The 22156-nt window shown below is 38.7% G+C and carries 20 protein-coding genes; 10 read left to right on the forward strand and 10 right to left on the reverse strand.

Going from position 1 to position 22156, the window contains the following annotated elements; all coding sequences use genetic code 11:
* Window positions 1-72: 72 nt before the first annotated feature.
* From epmB to FTU83_RS02095, 3 genes are read left to right on the forward strand one after another with little or no spacing between them, the layout of a single operon-like run.
* Window positions 73-1089 (forward strand): EF-P beta-lysylation protein EpmB, encoded by a 1017-nt coding sequence (gene epmB / locus FTU83_RS02085; protein WP_180105577.1) that lies wholly within the window; start codon window positions 73-75, stop codon window positions 1087-1089.
* A gap of 14 nt (window positions 1090-1103) precedes the next feature.
* Entirely contained in the window at window positions 1104-2849 is a 1746-nt protein-coding gene (locus FTU83_RS02090) for a GTPase (protein WP_180105578.1), read from the forward strand.
* Window positions 2831-4960 (forward strand): EAL domain-containing protein, encoded by a 2130-nt coding sequence (locus FTU83_RS02095; RefSeq protein WP_180105579.1) that lies wholly within the window; start codon window positions 2831-2833, stop codon window positions 4958-4960. The genes FTU83_RS02090 and FTU83_RS02095 overlap by 19 nt, the downstream gene beginning before the upstream one ends.
* An 85-nt stretch (window positions 4961-5045) precedes the next feature.
* On the opposite strand, the gene rpmE is transcribed toward FTU83_RS02095, so the two are convergent.
* The 5 genes from rpmE to FTU83_RS02120 form a co-directional block, all read right to left on the reverse strand.
* Window positions 5046-5270, reverse strand: coding sequence for a 50S ribosomal protein L31 (gene rpmE / locus FTU83_RS02100; RefSeq protein WP_078190165.1), 225 nt, complete (start codon window positions 5268-5270; stop codon window positions 5046-5048).
* A gap of 217 nt (window positions 5271-5487) precedes the next feature.
* A complete protein-coding gene (locus FTU83_RS02105; protein WP_180105580.1) occupies window positions 5488-5958 on the reverse strand; it encodes a hypothetical protein in 471 nt (156 codons plus the stop codon).
* Between the two features lie 57 nt (window positions 5959-6015).
* The gene (locus tag FTU83_RS02110) at window positions 6016-6990 is read right to left on the reverse strand and encodes a bile acid:sodium symporter family protein (RefSeq protein ID WP_078190167.1); all 975 of its coding nucleotides are present in this window, start codon (window positions 6988-6990) and stop codon (window positions 6016-6018) included.
* A 224-nt stretch (window positions 6991-7214) separates the two neighbouring features.
* Window positions 7215-7616: a lactoylglutathione lyase gene (gloA, locus tag FTU83_RS02115; RefSeq protein WP_078191833.1), complete on the reverse strand. Its 402-nt coding sequence runs from the start codon at window positions 7614-7616 to the stop codon at window positions 7215-7217.
* 198 nt (window positions 7617-7814) lie between these two features.
* Window positions 7815-9959 carry an MFS transporter gene (locus FTU83_RS02120; RefSeq protein WP_180105581.1) on the reverse strand — a complete coding sequence of 715 codons (2145 nt, stop codon included), beginning with the start codon at window positions 9957-9959 and terminating at the stop codon, window positions 7815-7817.
* A 205-nt stretch (window positions 9960-10164) separates the two neighbouring features.
* Here FTU83_RS02120 and FTU83_RS02125 point away from each other — a divergent pair, with 205 nt between their 5' ends.
* Window positions 10165-12810, forward strand: coding sequence for a Lon protease family protein (locus FTU83_RS02125; RefSeq protein ID WP_373685349.1), 2646 nt, complete (start codon window positions 10165-10167; stop codon window positions 12808-12810).
* A gap of 170 nt (window positions 12811-12980) precedes the next feature.
* Here the strand turns inward: FTU83_RS02125 and grxD are convergent, their stop codons facing one another.
* Window positions 12981-13322 (reverse strand): Grx4 family monothiol glutaredoxin, encoded by a 342-nt coding sequence (gene grxD, locus FTU83_RS02130; RefSeq protein WP_067762767.1) that lies wholly within the window; start codon window positions 13320-13322, stop codon window positions 12981-12983.
* 198 nt (window positions 13323-13520) lie between these two features.
* Here grxD and FTU83_RS02135 point away from each other — a divergent pair, with 198 nt between their 5' ends.
* Window positions 13521-14732 (forward strand): aspartate aminotransferase family protein, encoded by a 1212-nt coding sequence (locus FTU83_RS02135; RefSeq protein WP_180004879.1) that lies wholly within the window; start codon window positions 13521-13523, stop codon window positions 14730-14732.
* A gap of 67 nt (window positions 14733-14799) precedes the next feature.
* Here the strand turns inward: FTU83_RS02135 and FTU83_RS02140 are convergent, their stop codons facing one another.
* From FTU83_RS02140 to surE, 3 genes are all read right to left on the reverse strand, one after another.
* Window positions 14800-15729 (reverse strand): LysR family transcriptional regulator, encoded by a 930-nt coding sequence (locus tag FTU83_RS02140; RefSeq protein ID WP_180004878.1) that lies wholly within the window; start codon window positions 15727-15729, stop codon window positions 14800-14802.
* 92 nt (window positions 15730-15821) lie between these two features.
* A complete protein-coding gene (locus tag FTU83_RS02145; RefSeq protein ID WP_180004908.1) occupies window positions 15822-16652 on the reverse strand; it encodes a peptidoglycan DD-metalloendopeptidase family protein in 831 nt (276 codons plus the stop codon).
* 114 nt (window positions 16653-16766) lie between these two features.
* Window positions 16767-17540 carry a 5'/3'-nucleotidase SurE gene (gene surE, locus FTU83_RS02150; protein WP_078190173.1) on the reverse strand — a complete coding sequence of 258 codons (774 nt, stop codon included), beginning with the start codon at window positions 17538-17540 and terminating at the stop codon, window positions 16767-16769.
* 116 nt (window positions 17541-17656) lie between these two features.
* Between surE and FTU83_RS02155 the strand changes: the two genes are divergently transcribed.
* The 5 genes from FTU83_RS02155 (at window position 17657) to FTU83_RS02175 (ending at window position 21892) form a co-directional block, all read left to right on the forward strand.
* Complete coding sequence (locus FTU83_RS02155; RefSeq protein ID WP_078190174.1) at window positions 17657-18031, forward strand: MCR_0457 family protein; 375 nt, start codon at window positions 17657-17659, stop codon at window positions 18029-18031.
* A gap of 216 nt (window positions 18032-18247) precedes the next feature.
* Complete coding sequence (locus FTU83_RS02160) at window positions 18248-18634, forward strand: MCR_0457 family protein (RefSeq protein ID WP_180105583.1); 387 nt, start codon at window positions 18248-18250, stop codon at window positions 18632-18634.
* Window positions 18635-18752: 118 nt separating this feature from the next.
* A complete protein-coding gene (dacC, locus tag FTU83_RS02165) occupies window positions 18753-19901 on the forward strand; it encodes a D-alanyl-D-alanine carboxypeptidase PBP5/6 (RefSeq protein ID WP_078191838.1) in 1149 nt (382 codons plus the stop codon).
* Between the two features lie 103 nt (window positions 19902-20004).
* Entirely contained in the window at window positions 20005-20538 is a 534-nt protein-coding gene (locus FTU83_RS02170) for a gamma carbonic anhydrase family protein (protein ID WP_180105584.1), read from the forward strand.
* Window positions 20539-20584: 46 nt separating this feature from the next.
* Entirely contained in the window at window positions 20585-21892 is a 1308-nt protein-coding gene (locus tag FTU83_RS02175) for a PD-(D/E)XK nuclease family protein (RefSeq protein WP_180105585.1), read from the forward strand.
* An 85-nt stretch (window positions 21893-21977) separates the two neighbouring features.
* Here the strand turns inward: FTU83_RS02175 and FTU83_RS02180 are convergent.
* Window positions 21978-22156, reverse strand: a 179-nt coding sequence (locus FTU83_RS02180) for a transposase (protein WP_180003507.1), incomplete at its 5' end; no start/stop codon positions are given.

The raw sequence follows: 22156 nt of genomic DNA on the forward strand, positions 1-22156 counted from the left end.
CACTTAAAAGTTCGACGCATTAATTTCAGCAATATTCCCTACTCACCTTTCTGCATTTTTTAAACAATCGGCATGATAAACTATTTATTTCAAGAGCAAAACTGGCAAACCCAATTGAGTGATTTGATTACAAATCCTCAAGAATTACTCGATGTATTAGAACTTTCGCATGATCAGTTATTATCTGGTGCTCAGTTCGCAGCAGATGAGTTTCGCCTACGTGTGCCGCGCGCTTTTGTCGAAAAAATGCAAAAAGGTAATCCGCTTGATCCGCTTTTACTCCAAGTTCTACCGCATCATTTGGAACTTGAAGAACACGCCGGTTTTGTCACCGACCCATTAGGTGAAGAACAAGCCAACCAACAGCCAGGGGTATTACATAAGTACAAGTCTCGTTTTTTACTGACTTTAACCGGTGCCTGCGCGGTCCATTGCCGTTATTGTTTCCGCCGGCATTTTCCCTACCAAGAAAACCTGCCTAAAAATGACGATTGGACAAACATTAAACAATATATCAAACAACAACCCGATATTAATGAAGTGATTTTAAGTGGTGGAGACCCGCTCACACTATCAAATCGTAAACTTCAAGTGTGGATTGAACGTTTATCGACTTTGCCACAAATTAAATTTTTGAGAATTCATTCACGAGTTCCTATCGTAATCCCCAACCGTGTCGATGAAGAGCTGGTTTCTATTTTAAAAAACAGTAGGCTACGCATTATTCTAGTGGTACACTCAAATCATCCATCAGAGCTAGATGACTTCACGTGCAGCCAGCTTCAACAGCTTGTCAAACAAGGAATCACCGTGCTGAACCAAGCAGTCTTATTAAAAGGGGTTAATGATTCTGCAGAAGTGTTGGTCGATTTAAGTTACCGCTTATTCGACGCAGGTGTAATGCCATATTATTTGCATGTTCTGGATAAAGTAAAAGGTGCTCATCATTTTGATACACCAGCTCAGGATATTGATTTAATTTATAAAAAAGTTTTAGAGAACCTACCTGGTTATTTGGTTCCTAAACTTGTACGGGAAATAGCGGGCGAAAAAAACAAGACACCGCTTTTTGGGGCTTCAACTTTTTGAGTTAAATAATAAAGATGACCACGCATACTTCAGATACGTTTTACAATCCGACTGAATTAAAGCTGGATAAATTAAGCTTTTGTCCGACCAATGCTAAAGGTCTGCAAGAGTGGTTGAACGGTATTTCAATTTTACAATTGGGTACCTCATCTAAAGCTTTATTCAATGCCTTACTTGAAATCTCCGAGCTGAAATGCCAAGAGATGTTACGTTTTGATTTGGTTCAAATTTTACATCCGACTATGGAAAGTGTGCTCACGAGCTTAGAAAAACATTTTACCAATCAAAGCCTCATTACCACGGATCGTAATGACCAAATTATCGAATTGGCTATGCTTTTACGCAGTCACTTTGCCAAAATCTATATTGATATTGCCAAGCGATGTAATCAGCAGCTTAATCAACAAAAATTTTCGATCTTTTCATTCGGCCATAAAAAAAGCTTACAAACCGCTCGAATTGCGTCAATTTACTATGCGCTGCAACAACTGACATTGTTGTTGTATCAACAACATATGTTGTATGCCACCCCGACTGCAGGTCAATGGATTGCAGCACATCAACTGATTGAATGCGCCATTGAACACAATTTCTACCAAAGTAATGTCAATCAGTTACTGGGTACTCAACATCAAATTGCAAATATTGCTCAAGCTTATGCACAATTAATCTTGTTAGATATTTTCAATAATCATCAGATTCGCCCTGCTGAAATCCAAGGTTTGTATTTATGTAGTTTTGACTGGGCAAAATTGGTTCAAATTCTACCCAAAGAAACCACGCTTTCTCGCTATATTGTGGATACTAAAAAAGATCATCCACCGATTTATAACTCAAAACAAGATCGGTCTTATCAAGCCAATGTATACATTTCAACGCAAAACTTGCTCGATCATTTGACCGAAACGCAAACTAGAAATGCCAATTATTTATCTAAAAATGAAAAGTTATTTTTAACTCCAGCGCTATATTTCCATATTCATAATATTTTGACCAACAACACTGAACGTCGTCATGAACGTTATGAATATTCTGCGCAAATTAATATTTGCTTTAGCTTAATGGTGGCGCATTTCTATCTCTCTAAAGGTAAAAACTTCCACGAAACTTTAGATTTGGAAGGCAATTATCAATTCCACAATGAAGCCTCTTTTGTCAATTCGCATGATTCAAATATGCCAACAGGCATGACTAATGCGAAAGCGCTAGATCGTGAAGCAAAACAGATTCATACCGCTGACGTATTAGATATTAGTGTGAATGGTTATCGCATTAAATGGACTGGCCCTACCCCAGCCAATTTAAAAACCGGTGAATTTATTTTGATCCAAGAAAATGCTCAAAGCCAATGGCGTGGCGGTGTTGTTCGTTGGATCAAACAATCGACTGAAAAAAGTTTGGAATTGGGTCTCGAAGTACTGGCTCAAGATTTGTATCCATGTTCAGCCCATATTCGTACCGACCGCAATACAACAAATCATCAACCTGCTTTATTGGTACAGACCACACAACTTGATCAAGTGTCTACGACCTTAATTTTACCTGGGGCAAATCTCTTCCGAGAGAAACAAACGATCCACCTTCGCTTAGGCAAAGAAGACATCAAAGTCTATCTCACCAAAGCGCAGTTGGTGACACAAAGCTTTATTCGCTTTGAATATGAATTATTGAATGAAGAGCAAGAAAATGTCGTTAAAGACTATATTGCGAAACAGAGCAATGAGATCAAAAATAACGACTTATGGGAAGCATTAAAGTGAGAAATCCATTACTATCCAAAAAACTAAAACGTACGGAAACTCGATTACTCATTATTGATGATAATCAAATACGTTTTAACCAGATACGTGATTTATTGACAGACAGCGAACATCAAGTTCATGCCATATTACTTGATGATTTACAAAATTTCGAAAAACAGCTGAATCTCAATTGGGACTTGATCATTTTTGGACGTGCTTATGATTTAAAATATGAACAAGCTTTAAGTTTAGTTCAACTATCGAGCCAACCGAATTTACCGATTATTTTACTTAAACCCGAAGACTATCAAGCAGAACAATATGCAAGTTTAGTCAAAAAAGGGATTTATGACATTGTCGATATTGCTGAACCTGAGAGTTTCTATTTTGGTTTAATCCGTGCTTTATCCTTTAGTCGCCTACAACAATCGCAGCAACATTTAATGGAAGAGCTCGAAACAGCTCAAATCCAAACCCAGTCTTTAGTTGAAGATAGTCGTAAAGCGGTTGCCGTGATTCAAGAAGGCATTCACATTCAAGCCAATGCTGAATATCTCACTTTGTTTGGTCTAAAAAATGAAGATGATGTAATTGGTCTGCCTTTACTCGATCTATTACAACCTACTGACCTCAACGACTTTAAACAACGCTTTAAAAAAATTAGCCAAGGGCAGCTCGATTTAGGACGTTTTGATCTCGTTTCACAAAATATCGCAGTGGCTGGGCAAAACCCACTAAAACTCGACTTTATTGCCGCGGCTGAAGAAGATGCTTTACAGCTCGCAATTGAAATTGGTAGTCAAAACAGCAATGCTGTTAGCAACGCGCCAGTTGAAGCCAGCCCACAAAAACCAAAAGCTTTTCAACAACTCAACCGTACCATCGGCCAACAACCTGCCAATGTAAATGCATTAGTGCTATTTACATTGGCTTCTTGCTCAGATGCGATTTTTCAAAAAGATTGGAATACTTATAAGAGCTATTTCACCAATATTAAAGACTTCTTGAAAGATCAGACTCATGCTCCATTATTTGGTTTAGATAATGGTGCAATCGTTGCCTTATTCCAAGCGGATAATCAGCTCAAACTTGAGTCTAAATTGATTGGTCTTAATACCCTGAGCAAACCTCAATTACTCAGTGTAAACAATGAAACTTATCCATTAAATTTACGCATAGGATACAGTGTTTTAGACAGCGATATTCGTGATGAAGCACATTTTGATACCTTTATTGCGAAAGCCTTTAATACTGCGCTACCAACCAACCAACAAGCACCTGAAATCGATTTAACGATTCCATTAGAAATTGACATACCAAGTTTGGATTTTGGTACACCAGAAGCGCAAATCGCACCGATTGTCGTTAGTGATGAAGCTCCTGTTATCAAGGCTCTTCGCAACTGCTTAGAACGCGGTGAAATTCATCTTAAATATCAGCAACTGTATGATAAAGAAGATTCACATCTTTATACTTATGAAGTAACCAGCGGCTTTATTTTTGAAAATAAATGGAAAGATATCGCCCAACTACGTGAATTGGCTGAAGACTCAGAGCTATCCATTAAATTGGATCGTTGGATCTTGGTTGAATCGTGTAAACAGCTACACAACTTTATTACTCAGTTCCCTGAAGCGAAATTAATCGTTAACCTGAACAAGGAAGTGCTATATAACGACCGCACCTTCCCTGAGTTTATTTCAAAACTCATTACGATTATTCGTAGTAAATTGAAGAATCCACTGATTTTACAATTTGCAGAAGAAGACATTCAGCTCAATATTGATGCCGCTCAAAAAGCATTTGTTGAACTTCGTAAAAATGGTGCCGAACTGGCTTTACGTAATTTTGGTCATTCGATGTTTAGTGAATCATTATTACGTCAAATGGATGTTCACTGCTTAACACTAGATTCAAGCTTGACCCAAATGCTTGCAAACGACAAGTCATGCCAAGAGCTGCAAGAAAAAATTACCACTTATCATGAAATCAAAACTGTTGAAATCATGCTACGTGAATTAAATGACATGACACTGTTTGCCAATGCTTGGAATGTAGAAGCTCGTTTTATTCAAGGTGATTATTTCCAGAAGAAACTCGACCATCTCATCGATGTTCAGGACCAATAAGGTTCTGAACATTGCCGATTTAAGGTTTATCTTTTTATCGGCACAAAAAAAAACGGGCATAAAGCCCGTTTTTTCGTTTTGGATATTAACGTTTGATAGAACGTGACATACCAGCAAAACGTTGTTTGAATTTGTCGATACGACCGCCAGTGTCAACGCTTTTCTGTTTACCAGTGTAGAATGGGTGGCAAGCAGAACATACGTCTAGGTAAATAGTTTCTTTACCAAGAGCTGAACGAGTTTCAATTACGTTACCGCATGAACATGTAGCAACTAAAGTTTCATATTTTGGGTGAATATCGGCGCGCATCGTCGATTACTCCTAAGATTTAAGAAGGTTTAGCTGTCATCGCAATTGATCACTCTTGCATCACTACAAGGAAGGCTTAAAAAAGCAGACCAACACCATAACAGACCATTCTTTTGGCCCACCGAGACGGATACCGTCAGAGCTAAGCACAACAAGTTGAGGCAAATTATAGCTGATTTTTTAATGTTAATAAATAGATATTCAAGGCTGAATCGCTCTACTCTTTAGGTTGAGCTTGCTCTAAATATTTCTGATATTGTAATTCGACTGTACGCTGAAATTGGGCTTGATCAAAATGGTCTAATTTTTCAATAAATGCAGGACAAAACGTCGCTGCATTTACTGACTGTAATGATCTGCTCATGCCCTCTAACATACTTTGAAGCTGCTGTTTAAATTGTGCATCGACGGGCTGATCAACATCTTTTGCCTTTAATGGCTCTACACCATTAAAACGGACAGCCTGAACCGCAGCAATTAATTTAAGCTTTGCAGTTTGATAAGCCTGATCTAATTCCGTATTCATCTGTGGTTGTCGATCACGACAAAAATCCAACATGGGCTGCAGGCTGATGAGCGGCATTTTTTCAATGACATCACGGTTACTATTTACGGATAAATCCTCTTGGGCATGAACGACTGTGTTCAGACCCAAGAATAAAATGAAGAAGCCTTGTTTAATTTTCATGATTTTTTTCTTTTCATCTATATTAAGGTATTTTAAATGGACGTACTCATCTCGCCCTTATTCTTGCCCACGGCTTTGTTTTGCCCAAAGGTTGGCAATCACACCACAGACCATCAACTGAATTTGGTGAAAGATCATAATCGGTAAAACTATCATCCCCATCGGCTGCCCAATAAATAAAATTTGTGCCATGGGCACGCCACTCGCCAAGGTTTTTTTAGAGCCACAAAAGAAAATCGTCTTTTGATCAGCTCGGCTAAAGCCCAACCAACGTGGTACATATAGCGCCAATAACATAATGATCGTTAACAAGACAGAGCACGCCACAATCAACAGGAATAAAGTCATACCACTCACTTGATGCCAAAGCCCTGCCACCACCGCACTACTGAATGCACCATAGACCACCATCAAAATTGAGCCCTGATCAAATACCTTCACGATTTTTGGCATTTTCTTCATATAAGGAAACACCCAAGGACGGAGGAGCTGCCCTAAAATGAAGGGAATCAGTAATAACAGCGTAATTTGAATAATAGATGCTGTCGGATCGTAGTTATGTTGTGACTGACCAAGAATAAAATAGGCCACCATCACTGGGGTAATAAACATCCCAATAATATTTGAAAATGATGCACTACAGACTGCGCCAGCAACATTACCCTGCGCTACCGAAGTAAATGCAATAGAAGACTGTACTGTCGAAGGTAAAAAACACATAAACAAAAAGCCCCAATACAACTCTTGCCCTAACATCGGCACGAGGATTGGTTTCGCCATTAAACCCAATAATGGAAATAATGCAAAGGTAAAAGCAAAAACTAAAGCATGTAACTTCCAATGCATTATGCCTTCAACCACAGCCTCACGAGATAACTTTGCACCATGGAGAAAAAATAAAATGGCAATTGCAGCCGTGGTAATATAGCCAAAGATTTCTGCAGCTTGACCACTAACAGGCAAAAAAGTCGCAAGTATGACCATTACAAAAAGTAGAATGGTAAAACGATCCAAAGCCAACATTTTCAGCATAACAACATCCTGTACAAATTTCCCTTTAAAGCTCATCGGCAAAAAAAATGCCCAATAAGCTAAATTTACCATTGAGTAAATTTCATCTTACTGGGCCATATAAATAAAGCCAGCTTTTCTCCGATATATTCGTTATTTTAAACGTTGATAGTGAGCTCAACGCAAAAAAATTTATAAATAAGAATATTCAGCATTACATATGACTTTAAATGAATAATTGCAGATTAATTATTTCGTGCATTTGAGTCTTGTTGGATCAACTCAATTTTATAGCCATCTGGATCTTCAACAAAGGCAATGACGGTCACACCACCTTTCATTGGTCCTGCTTCACGTACCACGTTTCCGCCACGTGCTTTAATTTCTTCACAAGCCTTGTAGGCATCATCTACTGCAATAGCAATATGCCCATAAGCGTTACCCAATTCATAACTCTCCGTATCCCAGTTATGTGTTAACTCGAGTACGGTATGATTTTCTTCATCACCATAGCCCACAAATGCCAAAGTAAAACGACCTTCTTCATAATCACGCTTACGAAGCAAAGTCATACCGAGTACTTCAGTATAGAACGCCAATGAACGCTCTAAATTGCCTACACGTAACATGGTATGCAGCATGCGCATAATCGAGTTTCCTAAATCTATCATTATGTTTGAATACTATAGGGATTTAACATGCAAAGTTCAATTTAAGTCTAGAGCACATATACCGCCTTATTTCAAATATCCTTGTCCAAAACCGTAGACCTGCTTAGGCTATTCAACAGCTTAGAATAAAAAAGCCCACTCAAACTGAATAGGCTTTTTTTAAGTTAAATTGAATTATAAACTAGATTTCTGTTCATGTTCTCTCAATAGTTTGGCAACCCAAACCACTAAAATTAAAATCGGAATACCAATTAGAGTTGTCATCAAGAAAAAGTTTGGATAACCGATATTGGTCACAATCGTACCTGAGTAACCGCCTAAAATTTTAGGGGTTAAAGTCATTAATGAACTAAAGATGGCATATTGAACGGCTGTGAAAGAAACACTGGTTAAACTCGATAAAAATGCGATAAACGCCGCGCCTGCAAGACCAGAAGCCAAGTTATCAACAATAATCGCGAAATATAACCAAAGCGAACTATAAGGCTTAATAACCTTTCCTTTGATGTCCACATTCTGTTCAGCACTTGCCAAATTAATCGGTTGAATATCAACACCAAGTACACCCGCCATATTGGCTGATGTATTCACTTGATATGCTAAATCGACACTCTTTTTCACTACATCATTTTCTAGCAGTTGAGCCGTTAATGTTTTTTGCTTTGCTGTTTCGAGCGCTTGTCCTGGAATTGCAGCACTAAATACACCAGTTTTATCAAGCTTTGCGTCGAATGGTTTAGCATCCAGAATAATTTGAATTTTTTGATTTTCTTTTAACGCGCCAGCCAAGTATTGTCCACGGACCACGATACTATTTGCAGTCTCTTGAGCTGAAATCGTGTTATCTGAAGTCACTGGCAGCAACATCATTGCTGCGTTTGAAAAAGCATTATTCAGATACGGCAAACTCACCTGTACTGGATGTTGATTCTTAGACTGATAATCCGCACTGACTTTAATATTCTGATCTGCAGCCAAGACTGCTTTTGGAATTTGAACTGCCCAAGCACCCGTATCATCTGGCGTCGCGGTATATTGCTGCCCTGCTACATTGACAGTGACATCGCTCAATGGCTGACCTGATTTGACCAGACCGATAAAAATCAAGTTTGTTGAACTTGCTAATATCGCACCGACAAACATCAATTTCATAATGTTCATACGCTGCGCAAGCAAACCACCAAGGAAGCCACCAACCAAGCTAAAAATCACACCATAGACTTTTACAGCTTCGGCAATCTGCTCTTTGGTGAAGTTTAAATCTTGATAAAACACATTGGAAATGACGCCGGCGATAATATCGGAAATACGGTAAAAGCCAATAAGTAACAACAGTACTAAAGCCAGTTTTAGACCATAACGCTTAAAGAAATCTGCAACTGGATTAACCCAAGTTTCAAATGCCATCTGCTTATTTACAGCACCCGATTTCACTAAAACAGAACCGACACCAAAAGCAACCACAGCTGAACCAATAAAACGCACAGCCTCTAAACAGAACAAGGCGAATGAGTCTGAAATTTGCCACTGCTCTTTCAAGCTTTCAACCGCTACACCTGAATAGATATAACTCAAGACAAAGGCAACCACCGCAGCAAAGAATACAGCGACTAAACGATAATAGTCGGTCCGTTTATAATGCTTTTGTACACGGTCAACTTGCGGCTCACGTATCGATAAAGTTGTGATAATACCGATAACCATCACAGCAGCCATTGCAAGGTAAGTATATTTCCAAGCTTCATAAATATAGTTACCTTTGGCCGTGCCTAAATATGCCGCCAAAAATAACGCCCCTGCACCTGCCACGATCATGCCGATACGATAACCTGCATTATAGGTCGAAGCTAAAACGGTTTGCATTTCAGTTTCTGCCAACTCAATACGATACGCATCAATCACAATGTCTTGCGTTGCGGCAGAAAAACCAAGTAATACGGCTCCAGCAGCCATTTGGTAAATATAGCTTTGCCCTAAAGCAGGATCTGAAAATGCCATGATACAAATTGCACAGATAATGAGAACCTGAGCGATCAACAACCATGCACGGCGACGTCCGAGTTGCTTAGTTAAAAATGGCACAGGTAACTCATCTATTAATGGCGCCCAAACAAACTTAAACGAATAGCCAAGCGCTGCCCAACTAAAAAAAGTCACTGCACTTTTATCAATCCCTGCTTCACCTAACCAAAGCGATAAACTGGAAAAGATCAGTAAAATTGGAATACCGGCCGAAAAGCCAAGAAAAAGCATAATCAGCGCACGTCGGTCTAAAAATGCAGTAAAAGCAGATTTCCATCCTGAAGCTTGTGTTGTCATGACTCAGTTATTTTTGTCAAAATCGAATGTTGCTATTCAAGCGCTTAATGACAACGGTTTCAACAACATTTATGAAATCATTGTTTTATTTTATCGATATTTCGCATGCTGTTGCTTGATCTTTGGCATTAAACCTGTATACCTTAATTACATATCTCTATTCTTTAGTTTTTTGGATTCAACAGTGACCCAGCGACTTGAACAAATTCACTCTTCTTTATCAACCACCATTAATGAAACCAACACAAAAAACTTAGCAGAAACAGTAACGACACTAAAGAGCGCTTTTGATCAACCCGAAATACAAAATACTTTAACTAAAACCCAGTTGCAGCCAATTCAGCTGACGCATACGCCTGAGCTTAAAAAAATACCGACATCTACCAAGCGGATCAAACCACTCAATGACTTTTTAGGACAAGATCGTGCCCGTGCTTCGGTCGAAGCTGGCATTGCATTACCCTATTCAGGCTATAACATTTTTGCTGTAGGTACCGCAGGCTTAGGTAAGCGCACCATGATTAAGCGCTTATTACAACAACACGCTAAAAATATGCCAACGCCTTCAGACTGGGTCTATGTCAATAATTTTAAGTTTCCGCGTGAACCGATTGCGCTAAAACTTCCTTCTGGTCAAGCGACAAAGTTCCAAGCGTTATTACATCAAAGTTGGCAAACCACATTAAAACAGCTTGAACGTCGCTTTACCGCAGAAACCTATCACAATCGCATTGAAATGATTCGCCAACACGCCGGTGATGAACAACATCTTGCCTTAGTTGAATTAACCCGAGAAGGTGAAGAACTTGATCTTAAACTGATTTCTCAGGATGATGATCATTGCTTCGTTCCTGTTCATTTGGTTGATAACAAATACCAAGAAATGTCGAAAGAAGATATCAATGCATTAAGCAGTAAACAACGAGCTGAAATTGCGTCAAACGTCCGTTATATGGATAAAAAACTCGAACGTCTTGGTCTGCATCTTGGTGATCTTGAAGATGATGCTCGCGATAAAGTTCAAGTTTTGAACCGTGAAATTGCTAAACAAGTTGTGATGCCGCGTATTGATGTGATTCAAAATAAATTCAGCATGGTTGAAGGCTTAGAAGATTATCTGAAGCAATATGCAGATGACATCATTCAAAATGTTGAGTTTGTACTTGAGCAAGAAGAAGATGACTTTACACCTGGCCAATTTAACCGCGTGCCCTCTCGCTACCAAGCAAACATCATCGCCACACATAAACCTAATGCTGGTGCGCCAGTTATTTTTGAAGATTTCCCAACCCATTACAATTTGCTAGGCCATGTTGAACAACTGACTCAAAACGGTACCATCACCACAGACTTTACCTTAATCCGTCCCGGTGCGTTGCATAAGGCCAATGGTGGTTTCCTCATCTTGGAAGCTGAACAACTTTTAGAGCAGCCTTATGCATGGCAAGGTCTAAAACGTGCATTAAAGTCAGGACATTTAAAGCTGTCTTCACTTGAACATATGCTTACATTGACAGGCAGTATTTCGATTGAGCCTGAAGCTATTGATTTAAATATCAAAGTGATCCTGCTTGCTGAACCTGATATTTATTACGATATTTTAGAACTCGAACCTGAGCTGGGCAGTGTCTTTAAAATTCGTGCCGATTTTACCGATACATTACAACGTAATGACATTAATGAGCAGGCATATATGCAGCTGATTGCTGACTATGTGCAAACAGACAAACTTCTGCCGTTTGAACGTACAGCACTTGCTGCACTGTTAACTGATTCAAGTCGTCAAGCTGAAGATCAAAGCTCTTTGTCATTACATGCCCTCACCTTAGGTGATTTGATTCGTGAAGCACATCATCATGCAGCACTTGCTGGCGATAAAATGGTGACAGAAACACATATCAACACCGCTCTTGATCATCGTAAATACCGTCTAGGCTACTTACGTGAATTATATTGGCAAGATCTCACTCGCGGTACACAGTTAATCGAAACCAAAGGTCATCGATTCGGGCAGATTAACGCCCTCTCTGTGATTCAATATGCAGATGTTGAATTTGGTTTACCGTCACGTTTAACGGCTTCGGTTTATCAAGGTGGCGGCGATATTTTAGATATCGAGCGTAGTGTAGAACTCGGTGGTTCTTTACATGCCAAAGGCGTCCTGCTGATGTCGAGTTTCTTAAAGGCACACTTTGGTCGTGAACAAATTTTACATTTCTCTGCTGCCCTTGCCTTTGAGCAAAGCTATGGCCAAGTAGATGGCGACAGCGCAACTGTTGCAGAGCTTTCAGCTCTTATTTCCGCTATTAGCCAATTACCGATCGATCAATCATGGGCAATCACTGGCTCAATGAACCAATTGGGTCAAGTTCAACCGATTGGTGGTGTAAATGCCAAGATTGAAGGCTTCTATGATGCATGTAAATTACAAGGGCTAACAGGCAAGCAAGGTGTGATTATTCCACGCCAAAATATGCAGCACTTGATGTTACGCAAAGATGTGATTGAAGCTGTGCAACAAGGTCAATTCCATATTCATGCCATTGATACCATTGACCAAGCTTTAGAAATTTTGATGGCGCGCCCAGTAGGTACTCTTGATAAAAAAGGTCGTTATAGCAAAGGCTCAATCTATGCTGCTGTCATGGAGCAACTTGAGTACTGGCAAGCGATTGAAGATGGCGCTGAGTTTGAGGAAGAAGAGCCAAAGAAAAAGAAAAAAAAGAAGAAGTCTAAAAAGGCAAAAGATAAAAAGACAAAGAAGTCTGAAGCTCAAGACAGTACTGCTAAAAATGAGAAAGTTGTTGAAGAAAGTCTGACTGAAGATGATCCGTCAGAAATCTTCGATTAGATTATTCATTTGTTGATTTTTCCACCATTCATTGCACTTTAAATGCCTTTGAAATGGTGGAAAAACGCATAACCCTAGACTTTTTAGATAATTAAGTCATAAAAAAAGCGCCTTAAAGGCGCTATTTTTTATCTGTATCCAATGATTAAAATCATCAAATACATATCCAATTAAGCTTCCGGAGCTGGGCTATATTGTTCAACTAAAGGTTGTAATTCACCTTTTTGGAACATATCAAGCATAATGTCACTACCACCGATCAACTCACCATTGATCCATAATTGTGGGAAAGTCGGCCAGTTTGCAATTTGTGGAAGAGTTGCGCGAATATCTTGATTTTCAAGAATATTTACATAAGCAAACGGACGACCAATTTGACTGAGCGCTTCTACTGCACGCGCAGAGAAACCACACTGTGGAAACTGTGGGGTGCCTTTCATGTAAAGTAGAACTGCGTGTTTAGCAATTTGGTCACGAATTAACGCTTCTGTATCGCGTGCTTGTTCAGTCATTGATATATCCTCAATAAATCTGCTTCGCATTATACCCAAAACTGAGTAAAACAATATGACTAAAGCAATATTTCACGTTTTATTTACATTTCAGCTTTTCAAGTGGGTCATATTTTGCTTATATAGACCTCTTGATGCTCATATATATATGGCGTCTCCTCTATATTATTTCAATCACCTGACAAATTAGAGTTAGTCATGAATAACATTACCCTTGCCCCAGTACAAACTGATCAACCATCGCACTTGATGCCAGTCTTTGGCCGCCAACCGATCAGCTTTGTCCGAGGTCAAGGTGCTCACCTGTATACTGCAGATGGCACAGAATACTTAGACGCACTGACAGGGATCGCTGTTTGTGGTTTAGGTCACTCACATCCTGCAATTACAGCAGCAATTGCTGAACAGGCAGCGACCCTCATTCACACCAGTAACTTATTTGAAGTGCCTTGGCAAACGGCTGCTGCGCAAAAATTAGCAGAAGTTGCGGGTATGGAAGAAGTTTTCTTCTCAAATAGTGGTGCAGAATCAAATGAAGGTGCAATCAAAATTGCACGTAAATTTGGTCATATGCAAGGTGTCGCAACACCAAAAATTATCGTTGCTGATCATTCTTTCCATGGTCGTACCATGGCAACCTTATCTGCAACAGGTAACAAAAAAGTTCAAGAAGGCTTTGGCCCATTGGTTGAAGGTTTTATCCGTGTACCTTTCGGTGATATCGAAGCGATTGAGGAAGCGGCGATTCACCACCCTGACATCGTAGCGATTTTGGTTGAGCCGATCCAAGGTGAAGGTGGTGTAAATACTGCACCTCAGGGTTTTAGCTACCTAGAAGAAATTCGTCAAATCTGTAATCAGCACAACTGGTTAATGATGCTTGATGAAGTGCAAACAGGTAATGGTCGTACAGGTAAATACTTTGCGTATCAACACACTAATATTGTTCCTGATGTGCTAACTACAGCTAAAGGTCTGGGTAATGGCTTCCCTATCGGCGCAGTCATGACTCAAGGTCGTGGTGTTGGCGTTTTAACAGCGGGTAACCACGGTTCAACTTATAGCGGTACAGCATTAGGTTCACGTGTGGTTTATACCGTGATTGATACCATTCAAAAAGAAAACCTTGTTGAAAATGCTGCAAATATGGGGGCGTATCTTGTTGAGCAATTCACAGAGCAACTTTCAGAGCAAAACGTGACTGTTCGTGGTTTTGGTTTGATGGTCGGTATTGAATTACCAAAAGCATGTGGCGAACTTGTGAATATTGCTCGTGATGAGCATCACTTGATTATTAACGTAACAGCAGGCTCAGTGATTCGTTTATTGCCTACGCTGAATATCAATAAAGAACAAGCGGATATCTTGATTGAACGCATTGTTAAAATGGTGAAAAACTTTCTAGCGTAATTTGTGCCGAAAGTAAAAAAGCCGCTGATTGCGGCTTTTTTTATATCTTTTTAAACCTTTTTTGTTTTTATGAGGCTTCTTGGTATACACGTCCGCCTGGTAATTGACTGAAATACAATTTTAATGCATCTAGGCAACGATGAATTTTAGTAGGCTGTTGATCACGTTTAGACATCACCGCATATAGAGTAAATGATGGTAAGCGCCATTCTGGTAAAACTTCAACAAGAGAACCGTTTAATAAGTCTTTTTGCGTATCTAGATATAATATTCTTGCAATGCCATGTCCTTGTTGGCACATTGCTTTTGCAGCAAATACATTATTTGTTGTAAATCGGGAATGCACATCCAATGCAACCTGCTCTTTCGTCACTGCATTTTCAAATGCAAAATGCTGAAAGTTTTTAACCAAATTTATTTGAACCATATCATGATTTTGTAAATCTTCTGGTCGTGTAATTAAACTGGTTTGGTTGATATAGCTTGGTGCAGCAACGAGAACTTGTTCAACATGTGCCAATGGCACCACATGAAACTGTTGATCATCAATTTTTGAACTCATTCGTAGCGCAATATCAATGCGTCCATCAATTAAGTCGATATATTGATTATCTGCTTCTAGATGAACGGATAAACCACGATGTGCCGACATCCAATGTGACAATGCAGGAATCACATGATTCGCACAAATTTCTGGTGTTGATGCAATACGTAATTCACCGACTAAGTCGTCACGAAGTTCATTGATACGAATTTTGCCGCGCTCTGCGGCAGATAGCATCTCTTGGCAACTATGAAAAAAAGCTTGTCCAGCTTCTGTCAAACTTAACTTACGTGTTGAACGATGTAAAAGAATGACTTCCATATCCTGCTCTAGTGAGCGGATTTGCTGACTCACGGCACTCGTGGTAATACCTAACTCACGAGCAGCACCGCTAAACGAATTTTTTTCCACAACGCAAGCAAAGACACCCATTGCTCGAAGTTGATCTAACATAAATTTCCCTCATAAACTTATGAGAAGCTTCATCTTTCGATAAAAGCAACTCATTGTATTATACGGGGATATTTTGCTTTTGCATTATATATTTAATTATTTGGTAAAACTGAAGTTGGATTGATTGGTTTACCATCTAAACGCACTTGGAACTCAAGCATCGTGCGGTTGGTACCCGATGAACCCATCTCACCAATTTGCTGCCCTGCTTTCACAGTATCGCCACTTTTGACATTCATTTTACTGTTATGTGCATATGCAGTGATATAGCCATTAATATGCTTCACCAAAATTAAATTGCCGTACTCTTTAAGACCATCGGCGGCATAGACCACTTGACCATCAGCTGCTGCAAAAATAGGATCACCTGTATTACCTGCGTAACGTGTTCCTTTCACATTCGATGCTAAGTTATAGCCTTGTAATACCGTAGGACGCGATACTGGACTCACCCAACGTAAACTTGAAGAACTGACCACAGGCGTTGGAACTGTAGTTCGCGTCACTGTCGATGGTGTGGTTGAAGCTTGAGTCACGGGCGCTGTTTGCGTTGGCATTGCAATCGTTTGGCGTTGAATTGGTGCCGCTTGAGTCATGGCTTGTGTAGACGTCGTACGACGAGAGCCACTATTTTTAAGGCGAATGGATTGTCCAACATAGATGCGATAAGGCTGCGCAATATCGTTCATTTCTGCAATGCTGACATAGCTCAAACCATAGCGAGCGGCAATGCCACTTAAAGTATCTCCCGAACGAACTGTATAATAATCCGGAGCAGTCGCATAACGGGTCGCATTATTAATTTGTGGTTTTGACGCACAGCCAGTCATGACCAAAGTCGTAACAACCGCAGCAGATAAAACAAGGGTCTTAAATAATGCTGCAGGAGCGGCAATAACGCGATATTGTGACACCAGGGACATCATCTTCCTCACTAATAATTCAAATATAGTCATTATGAATGGGCTAAGATTAGCAAAAATCCACTCTAAAAAAGTTGCGGCATAACCATTTTCACAAAGTTATAACATTAATACTTAAGATTTAGATAACTCTGAGTGCAAGTTATTCAAAATCTCATAGTTTGTAGCATCCATTTGTATAGGCGTTACACTGACATAACCATTTGCAACTGCAAAGAAGTCTGATTCGATATGCGTTAAGCCTTTTTTAGGCTCTGCCACAGCCTCACCTGCCAAGCCAATCCAATAGACTTGACGACCACGCGGGTCTACATGACTGGTAATCGGTTTGGACTGTAAACGTCGCCCTTGATAGGTCACTTTAGTGCCTTGAAGTTCAGCGACATCTGGAATATTGATATTAAAAATATGTCGTGCAGGTAGCGCAGGTAAGCCATTGGCAATAAAGTCATGCACCCATTGTGCAGCTACGGCATAATCTTCAGGGTTGTTATAACTACGCACATTCGGCCCAGCCAAAGACACGGCTAGCGCAGGTTGTTTCATTAGACGACCTTCAAATGCGGCACCGACCGTCCCTGAATACAGCACATCATCACCCAGATTTGCGCCGCTATTGATCCCACTCACCACCAAATCAAATTCAAAATCGAACAGACCATTCATTGATAAATACACACAGTCCGCAGGTGTGCCATTTACCGCCCACATATTTGGTGCAATTTCGACAGGTCGTAATGGTCGATCTAAAGTCAGTGCACTTGAAAAACCACTGCGTTCACTTTCAGGTGCAACAATCACCACACGACCGAGAGGACGCAATGCATGTGCTAAAGCTTGGATACCGGGAGCAAAAACGCCATCATCATTGGCAATTAAAATATTCACAACTAAATTTCCATTACTAAAAAATTAAAAATGACTCGCAAGAACATTTTATTGAAATATATGAATAATTATATATATTTACATTTCAACATCCAGCATAAATGTGTGTGTACAAAATGAATAAAACCGTAGCACTTCGTGGTTTATTGGGCTTTGCTCTAGCAGCTTGCATGACTCAAACTGTGGTCGCAGACAATGACTTCACTCAAGAAGAAGCCAATACCATCGTAAAAGAAGACATTGCATCTGCACAAGTCATGTTAGAAGTATGCCCTGCGATTATTGGTCAAAATGCAAAATTTGATGCCAACATTCAAGCACTCACTAAAACATATCTTGCTGATTATTCTGATAAATCAATGACATTAGAAAAACTACAGTCTGACAGCGAATATAAATCAGTTCTTGAAGAAGCGCGTCAAGCTGCTAAAGAAACTGATAAAGCTGAGCAAAAATCAGTTTGTGATGACGTTTTAAGTTATGAAGGTTAATTGATCATTCAGCTTTGGACGTCCTCTAAATAGGTTAGTCCTTATTGCATCAAACCTGCCAAAAAAAGGATGAAGCCTTATAGCCTCATCCTTTTTTCTTTCACAATGTATTGATTTTTAAACAGCTTCAATACAATTTTCTACTGATCTCTACCAGAAATACGATTAAGCTAAGCAAATAAATTTTAGCTATTTGATATCTTTTAGGTTATTTAAATGAAAAACTCCTTTGTAAAATCTCTTTGTGCCCTTAGTCTTTCTGCTTTTGCGTTCACCACCATGTCTGCACATGCCGCAGATGAAAAAATTGAAGTGACTCCTACACCTCAAGTGACCAGTCAAGAACTTGCAGCTATTTATGTACTTTCTGAAGTTTGTCCAAAACTGGTGAATGACAAAGATCAGCCGAAGTTTGAAGCGGGTTATGCAAAATTAGCCAAAGAATATATGCCGAATGAAAAGAACCCTGTAAATGCCTTACAACAGCTCAGCAAACAAAAAAGTTTTAAAGACGCTTTAAAAGAAGCGCAGTCTGATGCGAAGAAAGCTGGCGATAAGAAAAATGGTACGATTTGCAAAGAATTGACTGCTTACAGCAAATAATACCAATTGGTTACAATACTTTTAAAATAAGCGCTTGCACCCCATAGCAGTCCGCCTAGCTTTGTCCTAAAATGCTAGGCTCTTTGTGCTTATACCTAAGTTATTGGAACCACCCAGAATGACCCGAAAAACCGCCCTTGCCGCATTACTACTTGCACCTAGTTTTTCATTCGCGGCAACTGTCCTTTCTGCACCACCTGAATTAAATAATAAATCTTATGTGCTGATGGACTATGAGACAGGGCAAATCCTTGCTTCTAAAAATGAAAACGAAAAATTAGCTCCTGCTTCAATGACAAAAATGATGACCAGTTACATCATTGAGCAAAAGTTATTAAGCGGTGAACTAACTGAAAATGAAAAAGTACGTATGAATGAGTCGGCTTGGTGTCGCGGCAGCAGCACTGAGTCATGTATGTACGTTCCGCTCAACGGTACTGCAACTGCATTAGAAATGTTACGTGGCATTATCATTCAGTCGGGTAACGATGCTTCTAAAGCTATGGCAGAACATATTGCTGGCAATGAAGGCACCTTTGCCCACATGATGAACCAAGAAGCGAAACGTATTGGCATGGTGAATACTCAATTCATCAATGCGACAGGTATGCCAGCTGAAGGTCATTTCTCGACTGCCAAAGATATGGCGACTCTTGCGCAACATATCATTCATGACAGTTCAAAATACTATCCGATCTACTCTGAAAAAGAATTTACGTTCAATGGCATTAAGCAAGGCAACCGTAATGCCCTGCTTTATACTGACCCAAGTGTAGATGGTTTAAAAACTGGTCATACTGAAGAAGCTGGCTACTGCTTAACGACTTCAGCTAAACGTGGTCCTTTACGTTTAATTTCAGTGATCTTTGGTGCGCCAAGCATGAACGAACGTGCATCTCAAACACGTGAAATTTTAGCTTGGGGTTATGCAAACTTTGAAACTGTAAAAGTTCAACCTGCTAAACAAGTGCTTGCAAAAGCAAAAGTTTGGTACGGTAAAGACAATGAAGTTCAAGTAGGTCTAGCTGAAAACTTTAACGTGACGATGCCTAAAGGCGAAGCGAACGCCATTAAAACTCAATTGGTTGTTCAACCTAAATTGACTGCTCCTTTAAAACAAGGTCAAGTGGTTGGTAAATACGTTGCAACGCTTAATGGCAAAGTCATTGCTGAAAAACCACTTGTAGCTCTACAAAATGTCGAAGAAGCTGGTTTCTTTGCAAAAATGATTGATCACATCAAACAATTCTTTAGTAACTTATTCTAAATTTGATGAAAAATCGATATTAAGACTAAAGTGAAAGCATCTAGATTTCGGTCTAGGTGCTTTTTTATTTTATACTGCCTAAAAACCTGTAGATGACTTTCCTATGAGCCAAAACATTCGCCCTTATTTAGACACTGTTCCACGTATTGCTGACTCTTGCTATATCGATGAAATGTCAGTCTTGATTGGCGATGTTGTATTGGCTGAAAATGTTTCGGTTTGGCCATTTGCTGTGATTCGTGGTGATGTAAACCATATTCGTATTGGTAAAAACTCTAATGTGCAAGATCACTCAATGTTGCATGTGAGTCATAAAAAAGCCGATAAACCTGAGGGTTCTCCACTGATTATTGGTGAAGATGTGACAATTGGTCATCATGTGAAATTACACGGTTGTACCATTGGTAATCGTGTTTTAGTCGGTATAGGTACGATTATTTTAGATGATGTAATTGTTGAAGATGATGTGATGATTGGTGCTGGTTCACTTGTTCCACCCAATAAAGTTCTAGAAAGTGGTTATTTATATGTGGGCAGTCCCGTTAAGAAAGTTCGCCCACTGACCGATAAAGAAAAAGCGTTCTTGCCTTATTCAGCGCAGAATTATGTGAAGGTGTCGGGAAATTACCTATTTTAATTTTTAATTTCACAAATTTAGGTAAAAAAAAATTTAAGCAGGATTTATGTCACATACAACTTTAAACATCAATTACGATGATTTTGAAAAACTATTAGTAAACAATAGCTCGCTAGACCAAATTCAAGCCTACTTAAACCGTTTCAACCCCATTGAAGTTATGAGAATGTCTAACCAAGAAATTAGACATTCTAATATCTTAGCATGGTTATTAGATCCTTCAGAAACACATGGTCTAGGAGACCGTTTTTTAAAATCTTTCCTTGCAAAAGCATTACAAGGGGAATATGTCAAAGGTGGATTATCCTCAATAGATATTATCCAAGCTGACTTACGCGATATTGAAATAAAGCGAGAATGGAATAATATTGATATTTTAATACTTTCTACAAAAAATAATTTTGCTATAGTCCTTGAAAATAAATTCAAATCAAAACAACATAATGGACAATTAAAAAAATATATAGATAAAATTGAATATATTTATAGAGATGACTTCCCCAATATCAAAATTAAAGGTATATTTTTAACATTATATGATGAACAACCTGAAGATCTTTCTTATGCCACTATTGGTTACGATAGTATATGCGAAATTTTACCAAGAATTATAGATATTGAGAATTCATCAATATCATATCAAGTTAAAATTTTTATTGAACACTATATTGAAACTATAAAAGAAGCAGCGGGTATGAGCGAAAAAGCTAAAGAAATGGAAAAACTAGCTAAATCGATTTATAGACAACATCATAAAATTTTTGATTTTATTTGGCAACATGGAACATCTAATGAATTCAATCTAGCATTAGATGAATTAATGGGTGAAAATTGGGAAGATAAAAATCATCTTACAATTAAGAATAAAATAAAAATTTCAAAATTTTGGAGCAATAGCAGTCTTTTTTGTTTTTTACCCACAGAATGGTTTAATGCTTTAGGTGCGGAAAAGTATAATTGGCGAGGTTGTGAAAAATGGTGGTTAACTTATCCAGTTACATGTTGGATTGAAATCAATCATGATGAAAACACGTCAGGAAAACTTCGTTTATTTGCGGAAGTAGGCCCTTTAAGTAATTACAAAGATAGATTAAATCTAATTAATTTAATAAAACATGTTGCAGAAAATGAAAAACTTCATCAAATTTCATTTCAAAAAAATGCTACTGATGTTGGTAAAAAATACTCCAAGTTTTTAAAAGGTAACACTATTAAAATTGATGACGTTCAAGACATTGATGAAATTTCAAACAAGATGTTAAAACTTTTTGAAAATTTTGATAATTGTTTTAAAAAATTAACTTCTGCTTTGCTAGATTTTAATGAAAATAACTCTTCATCATTATTAAAATAGTTATTTTTATATAATAATTTTCATTGGCATTAAAGCTTAAAATAAATTGCGGGAATATGAATTTAGAATAGATTTCTTTCATAAGTCATTTTTCACTCAGCTCCAAGTTATAAATTCCAGCAATTAGATTGAATCTTAATGCTAGTCTTTTGCCTCGATTGCGATATCGCTCAGCAAGAATTTTGAAGGTTTTCAAACTGCCAAATACATGCTCAATTCCAATTCTTCTTTTATTGATTTCCTGATTATAGATTTTTAGTTCGG

It is taken from the genome of Acinetobacter sp. YH12152, from assembly GCF_013418285.1.
Taxonomy (GTDB): Bacteria; Pseudomonadota; Gammaproteobacteria; order Pseudomonadales; family Moraxellaceae; genus Acinetobacter; species Acinetobacter amyesii.